We start from the raw sequence: 18,194 nt of genomic DNA, 5'->3' as shown, positions 1-18,194 counted from the left end.
GAAGATGAAAAATAAGATTAGTGATCATTTTTTTAGGTATTTTTTATTCAATAGCTTGACTCATTAAATGAAAAATACTGCAGCTCATATTTCTTCTGCCATACAATAAAAAGCCCAATATTAAATTGGGCTTTTTATTACTCTTCTATTTCAATCGGGTCGCCATCTTCAGGTCGAATATGACGTGTCCCGTCATCTGCAGGATCAACACTTGAACCGTCTTTGGTAATAGCGTTGTACATTTCATCCTCTTTCTGATCATCGATAAATTCTTCATCTTCAAAATCTTGAGGCACATTATCATCGTCAAAGTTCAACGGCTTTTCTTCATCTATCATGGCGGTCCCTCATTTATTTAACCAAGAAAATATCATGCTCAAATATTTACGGGATTCATTCAATAGTTAACGATGATCATTTGTGTAACTGAATAAACAAAATAGAGGTTTGAATTTTGGTCTTCTCTGTTCAAAAAATCCTCCTTAGAAAGGAAGGCAACAACTGGAAGAAACTACAGCTATAGAATATAGAGTTCTTTAATATAAGATTACATCAGTTTTTCAATTAAAAAACCTCTTTAACCTTTTGAATAAGCAGGCTAATACTGTATTCAGGATATGTATCTTATATACATTTTCTTTTTTTTTCGTAAAACATATATAGCATTTCAAATTTATAAATAGAATATAAAGAGTATTAATAATCTTCACCTTTATATTCACTTTAAATTACATTTCGTGGAATGAAATGTACATCTAAAAAAAAAGCCTATCTAGCGATAGGCTTTCCCCTTCCTCAATTTTGCGCTGATTCAGGTATGTTGTTAAAATGAACAACATGCAGAGCATAGGCAATTTCTAAATAAAAATATATAATCATCCATAAGCATATAAAAAAACTATAGTTGCATAATTAATAGCTATAGTTGTGGAATTAATTAAATATTTTAACCATAAATATACTTCAAAATTTACTTAATTGACGATACATATATGTCATAAATAATCTTTTATCCTGATAATCAGGAATTTCAAACACCCAAAAAATATAATTCTTAGATCTTAACTTAAACTTGATATTTACTGTCTTTATCTGAATAGTTGCCTCATCATTGCGCATCTCGACGAATAATTCTAAAATCAAGGCAAAGAATCTAAGTTTATCAATTGCCTTATAACGTGATGTTTTGTGTAGTCTTAAAGCCTCAGAATATATAAGTTCACACCATTCATCTTCATCGCCCATTTTTTCTCATTTAATTATTTAAAATAGCCAATGTAATAGCTTTATAGCACGCTGAGTATAATAAAACTGCTTTTAATATGAATATTAAAGTTATAAGCTTTTAGAAAATAAAAAAGCTCACTATCTTATGAGCCTTTTTATAAAAAAAATCAGGAATGTGAAGCTGCAAATTCTTGCAAGACAAACCGTTTTACACTTTCATCAAAGTCAGGCTTTGAAAGAGCGAGCTTGCCATTTTTCATAGTTTTATAACAATAACTTGCTGCAACTCCCATGCCTACCAAAGTTAACAACTTCATTGTTTACCTCATCACCGGGAAGATTTAAATATAAAGTTATCATTCAAGTTTGTAGCTTTCCAATCCAGTTTTGATTATTTTCTGTACTACATGTTACTGAATGTATGAATAATATCTAGAATCCAGCCTATGATGAGTCAGTGTGAAGACTTAACAGTTAATCTGCGCATCAATCCAGTTAATGAAATTTTCTTTATCAGTGAATTTTGGCATAGATCCTAAATTTATGGTTTCTTTAGCACCAAATTTTCCTGCTACAACATGAGGTGTTTGCACCCTGAAATCCAGAGGATCACTTTCATGTAGAGTTTTAAAATACTCTATTGATTTATCAAATTCGCTTTGATTTTTAAAATTTGGACGCTCTATTAAAAATTCATAAACTTGTTCTAGAGCTGGCAAATAGTTATTTCTAGGCATTCTGTTTTCTCTAAAATAATGAGTTATGATGAATCCCTATATTGAATGAGTAAGGATGGGAATATTCCACTATTTCTTAGGGTTTATGTAAATTAGATAATGACGAACTTAAATCAAAACTATCAGATCAAGCCATAAAAAATGAGCATATACATACACTCATTTTTGACGTACTAAGGAGTCGTGTATGACTTAAAAAATTTATTAGGAATAAATTCGCCAAAATGGCGGCTACTCTAACTTTTAGCTCAAGATTAGATTCTAATTCACGCTATGAAGGTCCAGCTCTTCATTGGTGGCCAATACAACAGAAGCTAAAATTGGTATACCTAAAATGAAAGGCACAGCAAAAATCCATAGCACGATGGTTACATCTGGGCTAAAGAAAAATTTAATAACTAATGCAGTCAAAATAAGTATAGAAAATAGTATCGCAGCAAAACGGATGATAAATTTAGTCGACATACAAAGATGCTCTTATACAAAAAAAATTGTATTTTCAATATACACCTAATTTTATTATGGGTTTATTGATTTTTAGGCAGTTATTCTATATTTTAATTAATTTTTTATATTTTATTGGGGCCATAAGAAGTATTTAATTTTCTTAGGAGATAAAATCGCCAAGATTTAAGCAATGTTGCATAAATTTTTTATTTCTATTGAGCTTAATTTTAGATATTCATTGTTTCTACTGATCGGTACTTAAACTGGATGATTTCATGATAAATAAAAAATTTCTACATAAAAAAGCCCTCAGTTGAGGGCTTTTTTACTGCGCTTAGAAGCGCCAGTTATAGAACAAGTCAATTGCACGTTCTAAGGACTGACTTGCTTCTAAGTAAAGACGCTGATTTACCTGATAACGTAAAGTCAGTTTATTTACTGGTGTAAATACTCCAACTCCATAGCGAAGATACAGATCTGGCGTAATGTAACCAGTCACAGAAACCTGCGTATCATCTCCTGTTCCCTGTGCATCCAAGGCTAAACCACTCAAGCCAAAACTACGTCCGATCTGGTTAGTCAGTGCACGGGTACCACCCAAGCCCAGACTGATACCTGCGGCAGCGATCGTATTATTTACATCAGACCTGAATCCTTCAGTCTGATTTAAACCGGATGCACCCTCATTGATACGACCGGTAATCAAGGCATTTAAGGCTTCCTGCTCTGACAAGCCCGCATCATTATAAATCTGAATGCTTGGACTCGATGCAGTACCCGTTACGCGCACCCCGACCGTACTACCCTGAACCATTTTATTGGCATCAATGTCTAGCGTCGGATTGGTGAGTTCACCATTAAAACGCGCGATGGCACGATTCAAATCCAGACTCTGACCATAGGCTTCGATTTTCACCCGTTGTGATACCCCGATTGCACCATTGGCGCGCATTGCGGTTTCCAGACCACGCTGTGACAGGTTCACTCGGCCTAATAGCGGGATACGACTATCAAAGCCCTGGAAGATCACCTGATTACCCAAAGAAACAGCCACATCCGCCCGGATATCCCATGGACGTGCCGCTCTCAAAATCGCCAGTTGATCCTCACCTTCACGCACGACACGTACATCTGGGGATAAGCCGACTACCGGTTCCGAAGCTTCAGGCATTGAAATCAGTGCACGCGGTACATCTACCGTGCCACTTAAACTCAGTTTTTTATTAAATGGATACATGTCCAAGGTCAGATCAGGCGTCACCATGGCCGTAATTAATGGTGCCTGACGAATCAGCAGATTTTCACCTTGCAGTTTTAACTGTACCCTTGGATCACCTTTCCAGTCGACTGAACCGGTTAATTTACCGACACCCTGACCGCTGTTAAATGCCCCATTAATGCTGGCAGAGTTCTGACGTATGGATGAATATAGTTGTACATTGGTCAGATTCACGGGTAAAGAGATCATACTGATCGAGGCATCTTTGACCCGAAGCTCACCTTCCAGCAAAGGATCCGTTAAAGTGCCACCAATCTTTCCGGCATAGGATAAAGTTCCGTCCAGATTACGAATGTCCTCAATAAATGGTTTAAAGACCTTGAGCTGCACCTGGTTAAAGGCAATTTCGCCACGCATCGGTTTGCTGTCCCGATATGGGTCAATAATCACATTGGCATAGCCTGCACCGATATCTGGAGTTTTTACATCCAGGCGAAGCTGCAAGCCTTGTGCTACACTTTTTGCTACCAAGCCAACTTCATCATATTTTAGCGTAGAACCTAAATATTCCGGGTCTTCAGAAGATAAACCTACAACGCCATTTCGGGTGACTAGACGTGCATCAATTTTTGGTTTAGCCCCTTGTGCCCAAGCTGCCTTGGCATAACCATTGACTTTACCTGTCAACGCCAATCCATCAGGCAGGAATGCGCTGAAGTCTTCCAAATCAAGGTTTTGGGTAATAAAAGAGACACTACCTCCAGTTTTATTGACCCGAATCGGCTGATCAAAACACAACTGGCTTTGTTGACTCATCCAGCAATGAGCACCGATAAACAGACTAGACTGGGCAGTGTTATAAATCACTGCCGCATTTTGACGCTGCACCAAATGGGCGCGCAAAGAGTCGAAGTCACCTTTTTGAATCTGACCCAGCCAGTTATTTTGTGCATTAAAGCCACCAGCCAGCTGAACAAAGAATTTTGACAGTTTATTTTCTGCCTGAACTTTAAGTATATGCGCTGCACGGGTACCGGCGAGTGATACTTCGCCTCGAACAATTTCCCGTGAGCCATTACGCAAGCGATCCATTGTTGCAGTTAATAAGGTTGGTGTAGTCTGCGATGTTGGCAACTGTCCGCGAATACGGACTTTCTGCACACTAAACAGATTTTTAAAAGCAAAATTATCGATAGATAGATTAGCAGAAGCCTGTAAGCGCGGCTGCGCCTGCATATTGATATAGCCCTGCGCACGACCTCTTAAACCCGGATATAACTCATACAATGCCGGCGCATTCACCTTCAGTTGCAGGTTCTGTGCATTTCCAGTCGCCTGAATCTGGTTGCTGGCATAAGACAGGAACAGGTTATTGGCTTCAAATTGCTCTGGAACAAAACCGCGCTGATTTGAGTTAATAATCACCGATAAATTCCCTGTGCCGCGCACCGGTTTGTTATTCAGCATACCGGCCAGATTCAAACGCTGGATCTGAATACGTTTTAAGGCATCTGACCAAACCCCTTGGGTTTTCACATTGCCTGACAACTCGCCCTTCAATTGGGCATTAAAGTATTGCGGCTTAAAGCGAATTAATGAAGCATTAATATCCCAACCGATACCATTCTTCAAATTGACCAGACCGCTCGCGTTAATCTTGCCAGCCACACCATCATGACGGAATTCATTGACTTTCAGTAGCTCGGGTGTACCTGAAACCCGAAGTTTCAGCATGCCCTGACTGGCTTTAAGCTGACTAGCATTTAAAGCGCCATCATAATTGACTGCATAGCCTTTAAATCCACCGCCAGCTTTTTCATTGTGGAATAACAGGGCAATAGTACTGTTACCAGTCAGACGCACAGTTTCATTCTGCTCTGCCAAGCGTCCGGTCAGGTTGACATTATTCAGTTTAATAATCTGCTGATTCGGTTGTGCATAGCCATTGGCCTTGATCTGGCCATTCAAACGGTCTACCGGTGAAGCTGCTGCAATACTTTGGGTATTTAAATTTTTGGCATTTAATACCGCTGTCCATTTCAACTGACGTTTTTCTTGTGGCAGTTCAATCCGTGCATTGCCGCTTAAACTGCCTGCCTGTGCATTGCTACTATAATTATAACTTGGGACATTCAGGATATTATTTTTCAGATTCAGCTTGGCCTGATACATGCCTGCAGGCAAAAGACCTTGTTCATGCTGCTCGACTTTGGTCGCCACATGAATATTCTGCTGACCTTCAACCAGTGCCAATTTGACATCACCAGACTGACTGCTGAGCCAGCCCACATAAGGTACGGCGCGATCAATATTTTTCCAGGCAATATCCAGTAGCATCGGCTGCGCTTTATTGCCCTTGGCCGGGTTTTGATCCAGCTTCAGATTCCAGCTTTCATAACGGTCGAAATCAACCAGTCCGGTAAGGTGCAGGCCATTTTCCAGGTTACCCGCAGAAGCAATATTGGCATCCAGACTTGGCGGCAAGAAATCCTGTACGACTTGCGGAATGCGCTCATGTTTAGGATCAATGCCATTTAAGCGCCCCGTCAGATCCCAACTGACCCGATCTTTCCAGCCCACTGTTCCAGCAAGGCTGACTGCACCTTTCATCAACTGGCCATTCAGGTCGGTAATATTCAGCTGATTGACCAGATCAGTAAACATCACCGCATTATATTGACCTTGCGGAATATTTTCCCCAATCAGGTCAGTATCAACATTCAGATCCAGACGCTTGATATCACCATTAAACTTGGCAACCCCGTCTTTGCTAAACAGTTTCTGCTCAGTCAGAATAGGCCAATGATAATCTTTGAACTGTAATTCACCGCGCATCGGTACCTGTGGACGCATTGGATGTACGATAACCCAACCCGTCAACAAATCAGGCGTATTGGTCGCTACTCCTGCCTGAATAGTATCTAGCGTTCCACGCGCCCGAACCTGAATATCATGAATATTCAGGCTTTCTCTTAAAGAAGGCAGATTGAGGATACCCGTGGCATCCAGAGGATATTTTCCTTCGAACTGCATTTTTCCCGTGGCTTCACGTAGCGAAAGATAGCCCATATCCATACGGGAGTCTTCAAAATTTAATTCGGTGCCGGACCAAAGTGCATCATTTAATTCAATATTGTAAAAATCTACGGCATTGGTCTGGGTGTTAATGACCAGATGATCCAGCAGCAGATGATCGACACGCAGTATAAAAGGCAAGCGGATAGCATTAAACTTGAATGGTTCGCCTGTAGACGGATTTTTATTAATAATTTGCAGATTGCGAACATCCGCCTCTGTAAGATGAATTTCTTTTTTGACAATTGCCCGCCAGCCCAGTTTGACATCAGCACGATCAATTTTGACATCCACCGGTTTTAAAGTGACGAGCACATTTTTAAGGATAATCCCACGCCATAAATTACCGCCTTCATATTCATAATGAATAATTTGCTGGCGTTGCAGAACCTGATCCAGCAGAAATTTACTGCCCTGATTGGTCGAAAACAAGAGGGCCAGCACAGACAGCAGAAAAATCAGGGAGAAAAGTACTGACAATAAGATACTTCTAAATATACGCCGCTTTTTCGGCACAACGCTATTTTGTGGTTCTTGTTCTGGCTGTGGTTGGTTCTCGACCATGATCTACCCAAATAACTATTTTTTAAAATTGAAGTTTTATAACTGTGATCCAATAAAGAAATGTAACCGAATCGGGTGATTGTCATCAGACAGCCCCGTCGCAACATCTACACGTATTGGCCCAATCGGTGAAGCCCAACGTAAGCCTACCCCCGCACCATATTCGGTCGGATTACTGAATTCCTTATTATAGGCATTTCCGGCATCTGCAAAGACCGCAGCACGCCAGCCTTCCTTAAACTGATAATTATATTCTAATGAAGCCACACCCAAGGCCTGACCACCCACTTTAAAGCCGTCAATTTCCGGAGAAAGACTCTTGTAGTCAAAACCGCGAATACTCTGGTCACCACCAGTGAAATATCTCAGGTTATATGGCACTTTGGCAAAATCATCGGTAAAGATATACCCTAAATCCATACGCCCAACAAACTGATAATCTGCATTTTCACCCAATGAATAGATAAAACGCCAGCCTGCATTCACAATGGCCATATCCGCATCGGATAATAAAGCCTCGCTACCCAGCTCAATCTTATAGGTTTGCTTGAAGCCCTTGGTCGGATTGACCCGACGATCGCTATCGGTACGTGAAACTTCATAACCCACCAGTAGCGATTGCTGTTCATCTTCGGTATTAAAGCGAAACGCTTCTGGAATCTGATTAAAATCGACAGAACCATCCTGTGTTAAGCGATCCAGACGATAACGGGCTCCAAAAGTACGCTGCCAGTTACCCAGTGGATTTTTAATAATCCGGTCTGCACCTAACACTGCTGATTCAATCATCAGTCCTTGGCCCTGTGCGACGCTATCACGTTCTTCACGTTCGTAGCCCCCCACAATACTGACATAATCATTCAGCGGATGGTTATAAGGAATATTATAACGTCCATCAATCGACTGGCGGATGCCTGACAACTCGATATTGGCATCAAAAGAGTGGCCACGCTTATTTACAATAGCGCGCCTGTATTGACCACGCAGACGGATATCGGTATCTGTTCCATAACCCAGACCCAGCTCTGCACTGTTTACCCGGTCTGCATTTAAAGTCACGATGACCGGGATTTTCTTCTCTTCCCGTGCCTGTTCCTTTAAACGATCCTGTTCATTTTCTTTGGTCTGCTGCTCAACCCGTAAGGTTCTTAAGTTTGGATTTTCCTGATCACGACTACCGGCAAACTGATCTTCATCCACGACATTCTGGGTCACCTCCTGAGAAGAGGCTGGCGAGCGGGCAGGTTTTTTCTCTACAGACTGATCTTCAGAAAGTTTTTGTTCTTCAATCAGCTGCTGAATATCCGGTGCCAATTCCAATTCCTTTTCAATCGGATCAGGGCGAACCGCATCGACCATGGTATAGTTAAAGTAGCGTGAATTGGTCAGATTGTTGGCCAGGCTATTGACTCGCCAGAAGGTATAATCCGCCCCATCTTTCCAGGTAACCAGACTTTCGAGTACATCGCGGTCGAGTGGGAGTTCCTTTTCAGGATCACTCATTCTGAACTCGACATTCCCCAGCTTATAACGATCACCAGTCTCAAAACGAAGATTCACATCTGCCGTATTCTGTGGCAATGCAATCCTGACATCATGCATACGCCAGTATGAATCAAAATAACCATTATTATTGGCTGCAGTAACAATCCGGTTCTTGGTCTTTTCATAATCACCATGATTAAAAATATCGCCATCTTGCTGTTCAGGCAAAATACTGATGACCTGAAATTGTGGCTGCTCTGCGCCAGCTCCAGTAAATTCCAGGTCATAACTGGTAATAATCACAGGTTCATTCGGTGTGACAAAAACACGAAGCCTGCTGTCTGATACTTTTTCAAACCTGAACTGGGCATCGTAATAACCCACCGCCTGAGCTGCCTGCCGTGACAGTGTCCGCAATTGAGGTAAAGCTGAATTAAAATCGCCAAAAGACTCCTGGGTAAAACTGGAGAGCTTGGCTTTGACATTATTTCTTAAATTCAGATAACCTTGGGATTCACTCTTGCGATTCAGTGTGCCGTTGCTTTGCGCCACACCTTCCTCATTCACAATGACGACGTCTGCATTAATCCGAGGAACTCTTGCCGTCATAATCTGGCGTGGCGGGCGGATCTTATAAAACAGTCTTTTAAAAATATTTGGCCGCTTGTCATTTTCAGGTGAAAGCGAGTCTGATATTTCTGCTAAGGTCATGCCTGCTTCGTTGTTTTGCACCATAATCTGGCTGTCTGCCTGAATGGACTGCATCAACTGATCCACATTGACCGGCGCCTGATTGATTTCCAGCAGTTCTTGCTGGCTGATATCTGCGACTACAGTTTCGGTGGTCTGGCTATTGCGATAATTTTGCGCTTCCTGTTTGGCTTGTTCAGCCACACGATAAATTTCATTGGCCATGTTTTGGTCAATAGTCTGAACTGGCAATTCTTCCAGATCATCAAATTCGATTGGAGTAAATTCATCTAGACCCGATCCTGCATTTTGCTGTTGTTCCAGCATCAGCATACTGTCAACTGGCACTTCCTGTTCTAAAGCTTCTTCAACTTTTTCTTCTGCTTCTGTTTCAGACGTAACTAAGCCCTGACGAATCGCCTCTTTGGACAGCTCATCTACCATTTCTGCCTGGGAAATAGCCACGGGCGTTTCGGGCTGTTCGGTTTGTGCCATGCTCTGATGGGATAACATCATAAAAAAGATGCTCATACACAGGTGCATACCACTGTGCGGTGGTATATGAGGCCCCATACTGCGATTTAGCATCGTTTTTTTAAAATTTTTCTTTGCAGGCATAGCAAACTCTAAACGAATACATTCTTTAATTGATTATTTGACCGAAAAATATAAGCTAAGGAGCTTAATTAATTGGTTTTTACCTTTACATAGCTGAAAGTATCTTACATGATTTTTCTCAATGTTTACGCATAACTGACATTTCTTAATAAAACTTAATGTAGCACGGCCTATATGAACAAAAATGAACATTTGTTAGCTTCTCGGCGCTTTCTTCCGATGTTTCTGACTCAGTTTTTCGGTGCATTAAATGATAATGTATTTAAGCAAGCGTTACTGCTGGTCATCACTTATGGCTGGATTCAACAGCAATCAGCCAGCATCAGCACCTTGAATAATCTGGCGGCTTTACTATTTATTCTTCCTTATTTTATTTTTTCGGCCACTGCCGGTCAGATTGCCGACAAATACGAACGTTCACAGCTGATTCGCTATCTCAAGCTTCTGGAAATTGTCATCATGCTGCTGGGAACTATCGGTTTCCTGCTGGGCAATTTATGGATTCTGTTATTTGCCCTGTTCCTGATGGGAACCCAGTCCACTTTCTTTGGCCCGATCAAATATGCCATTTTACCTGAAGTCCTGAAACCGGATGAACTGATGTCCGGCAATGCCCTGTTCCAGTCTGGAACTTCTCTGGCAATCCTGTTCGGTATGATTCTGGGCGGCGCAGTTATTGCAGCTTCGGCTGGCAACCTGATTTGGATCAGTTTAACCATCATCAGCATCGCACTGATAGGTTATATATCAAGCCGTTATATTCTGAAGCAAAACATTTCCGCACCGGAGTTGCAAATAGACTGGAACTTTTTTCGTACCAGCTTGCAGACTTTGAAATATGCCAAAAGCTTACCATTGGTTTTTACCATTTTACTGGGCAATTCATGGTACTGGTTTTATGGTGCAACCTATCTGACCCAGATTCCTCAGCTGACGTTACAGAATCTGCATGCATCTGAAAATGTCGCCAGTCTGCTCTTAACCTTTTTCTCTGTCGGGATTGGGTTAGGCTCATACTTATGCCGTAAAATTGGTGGCAGTCAGGTCAATATCAAGATGGTGCCTTTTGGGGCAATCGGTCTAGTAGTGTTTGCCTTATATCTGGCCTCGAGTCTGGCCTTTGTTCCAGAACGTGCAGGTGCATTAATTGGTCTGGCAGAAGTGTTCCAGCAAGGCTGGAGTTATTATCATGTGATGCTAGCCATTACCTTGCTCGGTATTAGTGGTGGTTTTTATATTGTCCCGCTGTATGCCATGATGCAGGCGCATTCTCCACGCTCACATCGTGCGCGTGTGGTTGCAGCAAATAATATTCTGAATGCCGTTTTCATGGTATCTTCTGCTATATTTTCTATTATTATTTTAAGTATTCTAGAGCTTGATCTTAAAATACTTTTTTGTATTACTGCAGTATTAAGTGGCCTGTTTACTTTATGGTTACTTTACCGCCTAAAACCAATGATCAAAATCGCGAAAGCACCCTTGGAGGATTAATTCATGCGTCAATATACAGGTCTGGATAAGTTGATTCATTCTTTTGACCAGGCATTACGCAGTCTAGTCCCGGGCACGACTTCAGCGCAGCGTGAAAACCCGGCCCAACCGGTAGAAACGCAGTTGACGGTCAGTGATGCACGACATGTAGCAGGTTTAATGCGGGTCAACCATAGTGGTGAGGTTTGCGCACAGGCGTTGTATCATGGTCAGGCCATGACGGCAAAACTCCCGAATGTACGTCGTGAAATGGAACAGGCTGCGATTGAAGAACAGGATCATCTGGCATGGTGTGAAGACCGTTTGAAAGAACTGGATAGCCATACCAGTCTGCTCAATCCGGTCTGGTACGGTCTTTCCTTCGGTATGGGTGCGATTGCCGGAATCGCAGGTGATAAATACAGTCTGGGTTTTGTGGCTGAAACAGAACGTCAGGTCAGCATGCATTTACAGCATCATATTAGCCAATTACCCCCTCAGGATGAACGTTCTCGCCGTATTCTGAAACAGATGAACGAAGATGAACTGCATCATCGGGATACAGCTTTAAAGGCGGGTGGTGTAGATTTGCCCGTTCCTGTCAAAATCGCCATGACAGGCATTTCCAAGCTGATGACCAAAACCAGCTATTTTATTTAAACCAGTTATTTTCATTCTTAGCCCACTCATTTGTGGGCTTTTTAATAAGTCTCAAATCTTGAGCAAGATAATATTAACTCAAGGCATGTGGTGATCTTATTACTTTTAAGCTCTATAAAATAATAGAGATTGCCTACAGTATCCTTTTAATCTTTTTTGTTCATTTCAGAAAGTAGGTCTAGCTGAATTTCCTGGATTTGTGCCAGCCTTTCCCATTGATGTAGCAGCAAATGATCTAATTTTTCATGTAAATACTGAATTTCCAGTTCAGCTTTTAAATTAATCTGATAATCATTTTGTGAACGTAAACGGTCTTTTGCTTCCTGTCTGTTCTGGCTCATCATAATAATAGGCGCCTGAATCGCTGCAAGACAGGACAGGATTAAATTCAACAGAATAAATGGATAAGGGTCTGCAGGCTGAGTCACCATCACCACAGTATTTATCGTAATCCATAGACCTAGAAAAATTGCAAAACAGATCAGAAAGACCCAACTTCCACCAAAAGTTGCAATTTTATCGGCCAGCCTTTCACCCAAGGTCCATTTTTGTTCCAATGCCGTTTCTACATTTTTGGTGATCAGCTCATGTTCATGCATGCTATGAATCACTTCAAACTCAAGATCAGTCAATTCACCCTTTTCTGAGCTTAATAATGAATGCACATACTGCATGCGATATCGGGTCAGATCTGTCTGGCAGATATAATTTTGCGGTGTCCAGTCAGGAATATCCTTTGCAATTTCTTCGGTAATGACCTTTCTGACAGTTCCCATCGGTGTAAGATTTTTTAAAGGAAAACGTTTGCCGCACACCAAGCAGCTATGATTTTCATTTTTTTCTTTCATGATAATTCTCTTTTATACCAGCTTTCCTAGCTATCATTTGGATATATCTTATTGGTTTATTGATTTTTTACTTTTATAATTTTTATATCAGTTCAGTATTACTTTCCCTCGAACTATTAAATTATTAAGTCCCAAATCGGTTAGATCTTTGGTTGATAAAATGCTTTGCCAAGTGCACTATGATCTGATCATTCAGGTTAATTTTCAGATCGATTTCATCTATCTGTCTCTACCTAACATAAATTTACTATAATCATAATAATAATAAAGAAGAGGCTTCATTATGCGCCACTCATACCATCTTGAAAAACATTATATTGAACGTGCGGGCTGGCTTCGCGCAGCTGTACTGGGGGCAAATGACGGAATTATTTCAGTCACCAGTCTGGTGGTGGGTATCGCAGCCAGTGGAGCATCCAAGGAAATTTTACTGGTGACCTGTGTTGCTGGATTAATTTCTGGTGCCGCCTCTATGGCAGCGGGTGAATATATTTCAGTCAAATCCCAGCAGGATATTGAAAAAAATGACCTTCTCATGGAAGAGCGTGAACTGCAACGCCATCCCAATAATGAACTAAATGAGCTGAAGACGATTTATATACAACGCGGCCTGGAACCAGGTTTGGCACAAAGGGTTGCTGAGCAGTTGACTGAACATAATGCTTTGGATGCTCATGCCCGTGATGAGATTGGTATTTCAGCGCATACCTCTGCCCGACCCTTTCTTGCGGCATTTTCTTCAGCTCTGGCATTTACCGTAGGCTCATTATTTCCTTTAATCTCGATTATGATTCTGCCAGATCGATATCTGGATAAAGGCGTTATACTAATTGGGGTTCTAAGCTTGGGAATGATGGGTGCACTGGCAAGTTATGCAGGTGGAGTCAGCGTGTGGAAAGGTGCAGTCCGGGTAATGCTCTGGGGAATTATCGCCATGTTGTTTAGTGCCTGGATAGGATCATTATTTAATGTGTCAGTTGCCTAAACATCTGTTTATCGTTTTGACAGGCTCACAATATGATAGCGTGACTATTATTTTAAGTTAGCTGAATAAGGTTAATAAAAATCTGGCTACGCTAACAAAACTCGGGTTTATTTTAAGCTATTTTGGTTTTAATTTAGAAAATTAAAAGCAACATTCTTGAACTGAAAGATATATTTATGGAAACCGTAATTATTTTTGCCATGTTGGCAATTATCATAGTATTGCTGATCATTTTCTATAACAAGAAAAAGTAAGAAAGCAAATATTCACTTTTATAATTCTAAGGTTTTTGTAAAGCTTAAAATAAATTCTGTAGTTTTAAATCAATCAGACTTCTTTCATGAATCAGAAAATAATTATTTATTAAAATTTTAAATATTTTCATTATTAAATGATTTCTAAACCAAACTCGCGCTATTTTAGCTGAATTTTTCTTTAGATCTAAAAAAAAATGAATCATAAAAAGCCTGATCTTGGTTGATCAGGCAATCCATCAGTACTGAATAAAATGCATAAACAAAAAAATCATGGGATTTGATTTAAATAAACTGCTTGATTGTTGGAAAACTATGTTGTCCGTATTCAAATATGGCAGCATCCCAGATATCAAACATCGGAACTTTCACATCCAGAGCCAAAGGCAGTTTTTTTTCATTAAACTGCATATGCGTTAGATCTGTTCCCCAGGCGATCAAATCAACATCCAAAGTAATCTGATGTGATGGACGCACTCGCCCAGATGCCTTTTCTAGCTGTTTAAGCAGATCAATCATGTCTTCACTGGACACCGAACTTCGCAATAAACACGCAGCATTCCAGTAATTGGCTCCTATGCCATCACGGCAAGGAATCATATAAACAGGAGAAAACTGAACTTCCCCCCATTCGGAAATACGTTGCTGTGCAGCCTGAAAATGTTGTTGAGGATGACAATTACTCGCTAATGCTAGGGCGAAAATCGTTTCGGTGGCGTTCAAGACGTATTCCTACAGAATTGGCTTGCGCGATAATGGCAGGCTTACGGATCGTAATATTAATCGATTCAATTGCTGTAAAGGTAGTAAAAAGTGCATTTAGCACCAACTTTGCTGCATGTTCAATCAATTCAGGCTTGGCTTCTTGAATGACCTTGCTGGAAATCTCACAAATTTCTGCGTAATTTAGCGTATCTGCAAGCGCATCTGAGTTTGATGCCTGTTCTAAATCGGTGTGAATAGTCAAATCCAGCATTAAAGGCTGAATAATCTGGCGCTCCCAGTTAAAGCAGCCCACGACTGTCTCGACTTTTAAGCCTTCAATAATAATGGCGTCCATTGGATTGCTCGATAAGATGATATTTACCACTAATTTCCCGAAGTCCCTTTTTATTAAAAAGGGACTTGCATTGCTTATATTTTATCAAGCAATGAGACACTCCTCCATGCGCTTTTTTAAAGCCCTACTTTAAAATTGCGCAAGAAAAGAAGGTCGGGAGAGATTAAATTAATGCTTTAACAGCAGATTTGGATCCATGCTTTGCACCATTTGCAAACGCTGATCTGCATAAATGTCTGTATATGGCGCAAGAATCCGCATAAAACGATCGAAATACAGCATTTGCTTGAACAGTAAGGCAAAATCACGCGGGAAACGGATGCCATGACGCTCACCCACAGCCACCATATCCATCATGATATCGTTGAGATCCGCAGGACTTGAGGTCAGCAGTTCCTGCGGATCGGCAAGCATCACCCCGCCAAACAGACGCTCAAGATCAGCAGCCAGCACTTTAGTGTCAATCTCAACTGCAGTCATGCCCATTTTCAGCATGTTTTCTGCCATCAAGGTATAATTGGTATGCTGCAAAGCATCCATAAAGGCCATACATGCAGTCCATACTTCAGGTTTGAGCTGCCCAACAATACCGAAATCAATAAAACCAACCCGGCCATCTTCAAGAAGCATCAGATTACCGGCATGCAGATCGGCATGGAAACTATTACACATCATCAGACTACCAAACCAGGTATTCATGGCTGTAATTAATACCTGTGACGGGTCTTTTGCGACCTTTTTCACCACTTCAAAATCGGTCAGTGGCACACCATACAAACGTTGCATGGTCAGGACACGACGAGTTGAATACTGATGATAAACTTTTGGTGCCGTGGCCGCCTTGTTGTTGGTAATATTCAGATAATTGACGAAGTCATCCAGATTTTGTGCTTCTTCAATAAAGTCGACTTCACGTACCATCCGGGTTTTGATTTCTTCGACAATATCGGCCAGTGAGGCAAATTTCACTTTTGGTACGGCTTTTTCCAGCAGCTTTGTTGCCCAATGCAGGACATTCAAGTCGGTATAAAGAATGGTTTCCACACCCGGCTTTTGCACCTTAATAACAACATCTTCACCCGATACCAGTTTGGCCGCATGTACCTGTGCAATTGAGGCAGAAGCCAGTGGTGTTTCCTCGATTGAGGCAAAAATCTCATCCAGATTACGGCCAGCAAATTCTGAGGCCAGTACTTCCTGAATATAGCTAAATGGCAAAGTCGGCGTCTGGTCCAGACAGCCCTGAAATTCTTCTACATATTCACGTGGAAATAATGACGGCGTACTGGCAATAAACTGACCGAGCTTGATATAAGTTGAACCTAATGATTCAAAAGTCTCGCGCATGAGTTTGGCGTTGCTTGGCTTTTCGGTAGCATATTTGATGCCTGCCTTTGCCGCAACCACCGCGGTTTCACCCATACGGGCAACCGAGCGTATTCCATCTAACCAGATATTGTTTTTCATAATGTCTTAGGAAAAATTAATTACATGCAGTGTAGCAAAAAAATTAAAAATTGCAGGTTTATCTTGCCTGACAGATTGGACAATCTGTATCTTTTTCGAAACTTAAAATTCGCTGCTTGAAGCTGAGACCATCCCAAAGCAGAAGTTTCTGTCTCAGTGGCATTACTCCCAAGCCCAAATATAGCAAAGCATGATGTGCCTGCAGACTTGCCATCACGTTGGGTGTGGTTGCGAGTACACCAGAGTCGGCACAGCGTAAACTAGTATCCTCTTGATGCTCTGGCGGGAACAGGCAGGCATAACAGGCAGAATCGCCTTCAATCATAAACATTTGACCTTGCACGCCAATGGCCGAGGCGCTGATTAAGGGTGCATTGAGTTTTACACAGATCTGATTGACCAGGTAGCGTGTTTCAAACTGGTCACAGCCATCCAGCACCAGATCCTGCTGCCCAATAATACTTTCTGCATTGTTCTCAGTTAAGGCCTGGTTAATATAGTCAATCTGCACATTCGGATTAATCTGCCCCAGCCTTTTTGCCAGTGTTTCTGCCTTATAAAAACCTAAATCCTGTGGAGTAAAAGCCAGTTGTCGTTGCAGATTACTCATTTCAATCGTATCTGGATCAATCAGGGTAATTTTACCGACTCCGGCACGAGCCAGCAGTTCTGCTAAGACACAACCAATCCCGCCACATCCCACAATACAGATATTAGAAAATTTCAGTTTTTCCTGTGCTTCAATATCCCACCCCTCTAAGAGGAGCTGTCGAGCATATAAGTGCATTTCTGCATCGCTCAGTTCGAATTCTGAAGATACAGTATCCGTATTAAATGTAGACAATGTCTTTCCCTGTTTTGAAAATATTTAAAAAGTAATCGTCATAGAAGTATGAGTACTGAAATTTCAATATATAGATATATTTCAGATAAATTGACTTCCCTGCGTATAACCAGCAAACCAATCAATGGTTTAGAAACGGCGCCAAATATCATATCAGTTAAATGCTCGCGATCAAGTTGCCAATCTTGTGATGCCACAGGATTTTTTAATGATACCAATTAGATCACAACTCGTGGAAAACTCTCATTTGTTTGATGGAAGCTATCAGAAATTTTAGATACTTACGTTGATTTAGAATAGCGTATGAAAATTTTTAGCTTCCTCTACTATTGCAACATTGTGCCTGAGGATCTGCTAAACATTTCTCTCAAAAAGTTAGATTGCCACGTTAAACATGCCGAATATTAACTTATTGTAGAGAGTGAATTAACTTTTATAGTGCTCAACCCCTTCACTTTTCTCCATTTTCACTTGCAATTTCTTATAATTTTCTCTTATTTATTATCATATACTCACTCTTTATCATCCTGTAACTGACTCC

General features: G+C 41.1%; 15 protein-coding genes. 3 read left to right on the top strand and 12 right to left on the bottom strand.

Annotated elements, in window-relative coordinates:
- Window positions 1-137 precede the first annotated feature (137 nt).
- The 7 genes from H9629_RS04680 to H9629_RS04650 all read right to left on the bottom strand — a co-directional run bounded on the left by H9629_RS04680 (window position 138) and on the right by H9629_RS04650 (window position 10,062).
- Window positions 138-338 (bottom strand): hypothetical protein, encoded by a 201-nt coding sequence (locus tag H9629_RS04680; protein ID WP_064096485.1) that lies wholly within the window; start codon window positions 336-338, stop codon window positions 138-140.
- 625 nt (window positions 339-963) lie between these two features.
- A complete protein-coding gene (locus H9629_RS04675) occupies window positions 964-1,245 on the bottom strand; it encodes a hypothetical protein (RefSeq protein WP_064102674.1) in 282 nt (93 codons plus the stop codon).
- A gap of 149 nt (window positions 1,246-1,394) precedes the next feature.
- Complete coding sequence (locus H9629_RS04670) at window positions 1,395-1,544, bottom strand: hypothetical protein (RefSeq protein WP_171255309.1); 150 nt, start codon at window positions 1,542-1,544, stop codon at window positions 1,395-1,397.
- Between the two features lie 150 nt (window positions 1,545-1,694).
- A complete protein-coding gene (locus H9629_RS04665; protein WP_064102675.1) occupies window positions 1,695-1,964 on the bottom strand; it encodes a hypothetical protein in 270 nt (89 codons plus the stop codon).
- Between the two features lie 261 nt (window positions 1,965-2,225).
- Complete coding sequence (locus H9629_RS04660) at window positions 2,226-2,429, bottom strand: hypothetical protein (RefSeq protein ID WP_064102676.1); 204 nt, start codon at window positions 2,427-2,429, stop codon at window positions 2,226-2,228.
- A 316-nt stretch (window positions 2,430-2,745) separates the two neighbouring features.
- A complete protein-coding gene (locus H9629_RS04655; RefSeq protein ID WP_191730600.1) occupies window positions 2,746-7,269 on the bottom strand; it encodes a translocation/assembly module TamB domain-containing protein in 4,524 nt (1,507 codons plus the stop codon).
- 36 nt (window positions 7,270-7,305) lie between these two features.
- Complete coding sequence (locus H9629_RS04650) at window positions 7,306-10,062, bottom strand: autotransporter assembly complex protein TamA (protein WP_191730599.1); 2,757 nt, start codon at window positions 10,060-10,062, stop codon at window positions 7,306-7,308.
- A gap of 174 nt (window positions 10,063-10,236) precedes the next feature.
- Between H9629_RS04650 and H9629_RS04645 the strand changes: the two genes are divergently transcribed.
- A complete protein-coding gene (locus H9629_RS04645) occupies window positions 10,237-11,556 on the top strand; it encodes an MFS transporter (protein ID WP_064102679.1) in 1,320 nt (439 codons plus the stop codon).
- Window positions 11,557-11,559: 3 nt separating this feature from the next.
- Window positions 11,560-12,195 (top strand): 2-polyprenyl-3-methyl-6-methoxy-1,4-benzoquinone monooxygenase, encoded by a 636-nt coding sequence (gene coq7, locus H9629_RS04640; RefSeq protein ID WP_064102680.1) that lies wholly within the window; start codon window positions 11,560-11,562, stop codon window positions 12,193-12,195.
- A 146-nt stretch (window positions 12,196-12,341) separates the two neighbouring features.
- Here coq7 and H9629_RS04635 read toward each other — a convergent pair whose 3' ends face one another.
- Window positions 12,342-13,043 carry a DUF1003 domain-containing protein gene (locus H9629_RS04635; RefSeq protein ID WP_064096493.1) on the bottom strand — a complete coding sequence of 234 codons (702 nt, stop codon included), beginning with the start codon at window positions 13,041-13,043 and terminating at the stop codon, window positions 12,342-12,344.
- A 283-nt stretch (window positions 13,044-13,326) separates the two neighbouring features.
- Between H9629_RS04635 and H9629_RS04630 the strand changes: the two genes are divergently transcribed.
- The gene (locus tag H9629_RS04630) at window positions 13,327-14,028 is read left to right on the top strand and encodes a VIT1/CCC1 transporter family protein (protein ID WP_064102681.1); all 702 of its coding nucleotides are present in this window, start codon (window positions 13,327-13,329) and stop codon (window positions 14,026-14,028) included.
- Window positions 14,029-14,567: 539 nt separating this feature from the next.
- Here the strand turns inward: H9629_RS04630 and H9629_RS04625 are convergent.
- The 4 genes from H9629_RS04625 to H9629_RS04610 form a co-directional block, all read right to left on the bottom strand.
- Window positions 14,568-15,005, bottom strand: coding sequence for a 2-amino-4-hydroxy-6-hydroxymethyldihydropteridine diphosphokinase (locus tag H9629_RS04625; RefSeq protein ID WP_064096495.1), 438 nt, complete (start codon window positions 15,003-15,005; stop codon window positions 14,568-14,570).
- Window positions 14,962-15,342 carry a dihydroneopterin aldolase gene (folB, locus tag H9629_RS04620; RefSeq protein WP_064096496.1) on the bottom strand — a complete coding sequence of 127 codons (381 nt, stop codon included), beginning with the start codon at window positions 15,340-15,342 and terminating at the stop codon, window positions 14,962-14,964. Before folB ends, H9629_RS04625 begins: the two co-directional genes overlap by 44 nt.
- Window positions 15,343-15,510: 168 nt before the next feature.
- A complete protein-coding gene (locus H9629_RS04615; protein WP_064096497.1) occupies window positions 15,511-16,809 on the bottom strand; it encodes an ABC1 kinase family protein in 1,299 nt (432 codons plus the stop codon).
- A 58-nt stretch (window positions 16,810-16,867) separates the two neighbouring features.
- Window positions 16,868-17,653, bottom strand: coding sequence for a HesA/MoeB/ThiF family protein (locus H9629_RS04610; protein ID WP_225215721.1), 786 nt, complete (start codon window positions 17,651-17,653; stop codon window positions 16,868-16,870).
- Between the last annotated feature and the right edge of the window lie 541 nt (window positions 17,654-18,194).

It is taken from the genome of Acinetobacter pecorum, from assembly GCF_014837015.1.
Classification (GTDB): Bacteria; Pseudomonadota; Gammaproteobacteria; order Pseudomonadales; family Moraxellaceae; genus Acinetobacter; species Acinetobacter pecorum.
This window is presented reverse-complemented; position numbering and strand designations above follow the sequence as displayed.

What these genes read in the sequence shown, in the direction of transcription:
- H9629_RS04680 (WP_064096485.1), bottom strand. Translation starts at nt 338, where the DNA reads ATGATAGATGAAGAAAAGCCGTTGAACTTTGACGATGATAATGTGCCT.
- H9629_RS04675 (WP_064102674.1), bottom strand. Translation starts at nt 1,245, where the DNA reads ATGGGCGATGAAGATGAATGGTGTGAACTTATATATTCTGAGGCTTTA.
- H9629_RS04670 (WP_171255309.1), bottom strand. Translation starts at nt 1,544, where the DNA reads ATGAAGTTGTTAACTTTGGTAGGCATGGGAGTTGCAGCAAGTTATTGT.
- H9629_RS04665 (WP_064102675.1), bottom strand. Translation starts at nt 1,964, where the DNA reads ATGCCTAGAAATAACTATTTGCCAGCTCTAGAACAAGTTTATGAATTT.
- H9629_RS04660 (WP_064102676.1), bottom strand. Translation starts at nt 2,429, where the DNA reads ATGTCGACTAAATTTATCATCCGTTTTGCTGCGATACTATTTTCTATA.
- H9629_RS04655 (WP_191730600.1), bottom strand. Translation starts at nt 7,269, where the DNA reads ATGGTCGAGAACCAACCACAGCCAGAACAAGAACCACAAAATAGCGTT.
- H9629_RS04650 (WP_191730599.1), bottom strand. Translation starts at nt 10,062, where the DNA reads ATGCCTGCAAAGAAAAATTTTAAAAAAACGATGCTAAATCGCAGTATG.
- H9629_RS04645 (WP_064102679.1), top strand. Translation starts at nt 10,237, where the DNA reads ATGAACAAAAATGAACATTTGTTAGCTTCTCGGCGCTTTCTTCCGATG.
- coq7 (WP_064102680.1), top strand. Translation starts at nt 11,560, where the DNA reads ATGCGTCAATATACAGGTCTGGATAAGTTGATTCATTCTTTTGACCAG.
- H9629_RS04635 (WP_064096493.1), bottom strand. Translation starts at nt 13,043, where the DNA reads ATGAAAGAAAAAAATGAAAATCATAGCTGCTTGGTGTGCGGCAAACGT.
- H9629_RS04630 (WP_064102681.1), top strand. Translation starts at nt 13,327, where the DNA reads ATGCGCCACTCATACCATCTTGAAAAACATTATATTGAACGTGCGGGC.
- folB (WP_064096496.1), bottom strand. Translation starts at nt 15,342, where the DNA reads ATGGACGCCATTATTATTGAAGGCTTAAAAGTCGAGACAGTCGTGGGC.
- H9629_RS04615 (WP_064096497.1), bottom strand. Translation starts at nt 16,809, where the DNA reads ATGAAAAACAATATCTGGTTAGATGGAATACGCTCGGTTGCCCGTATG.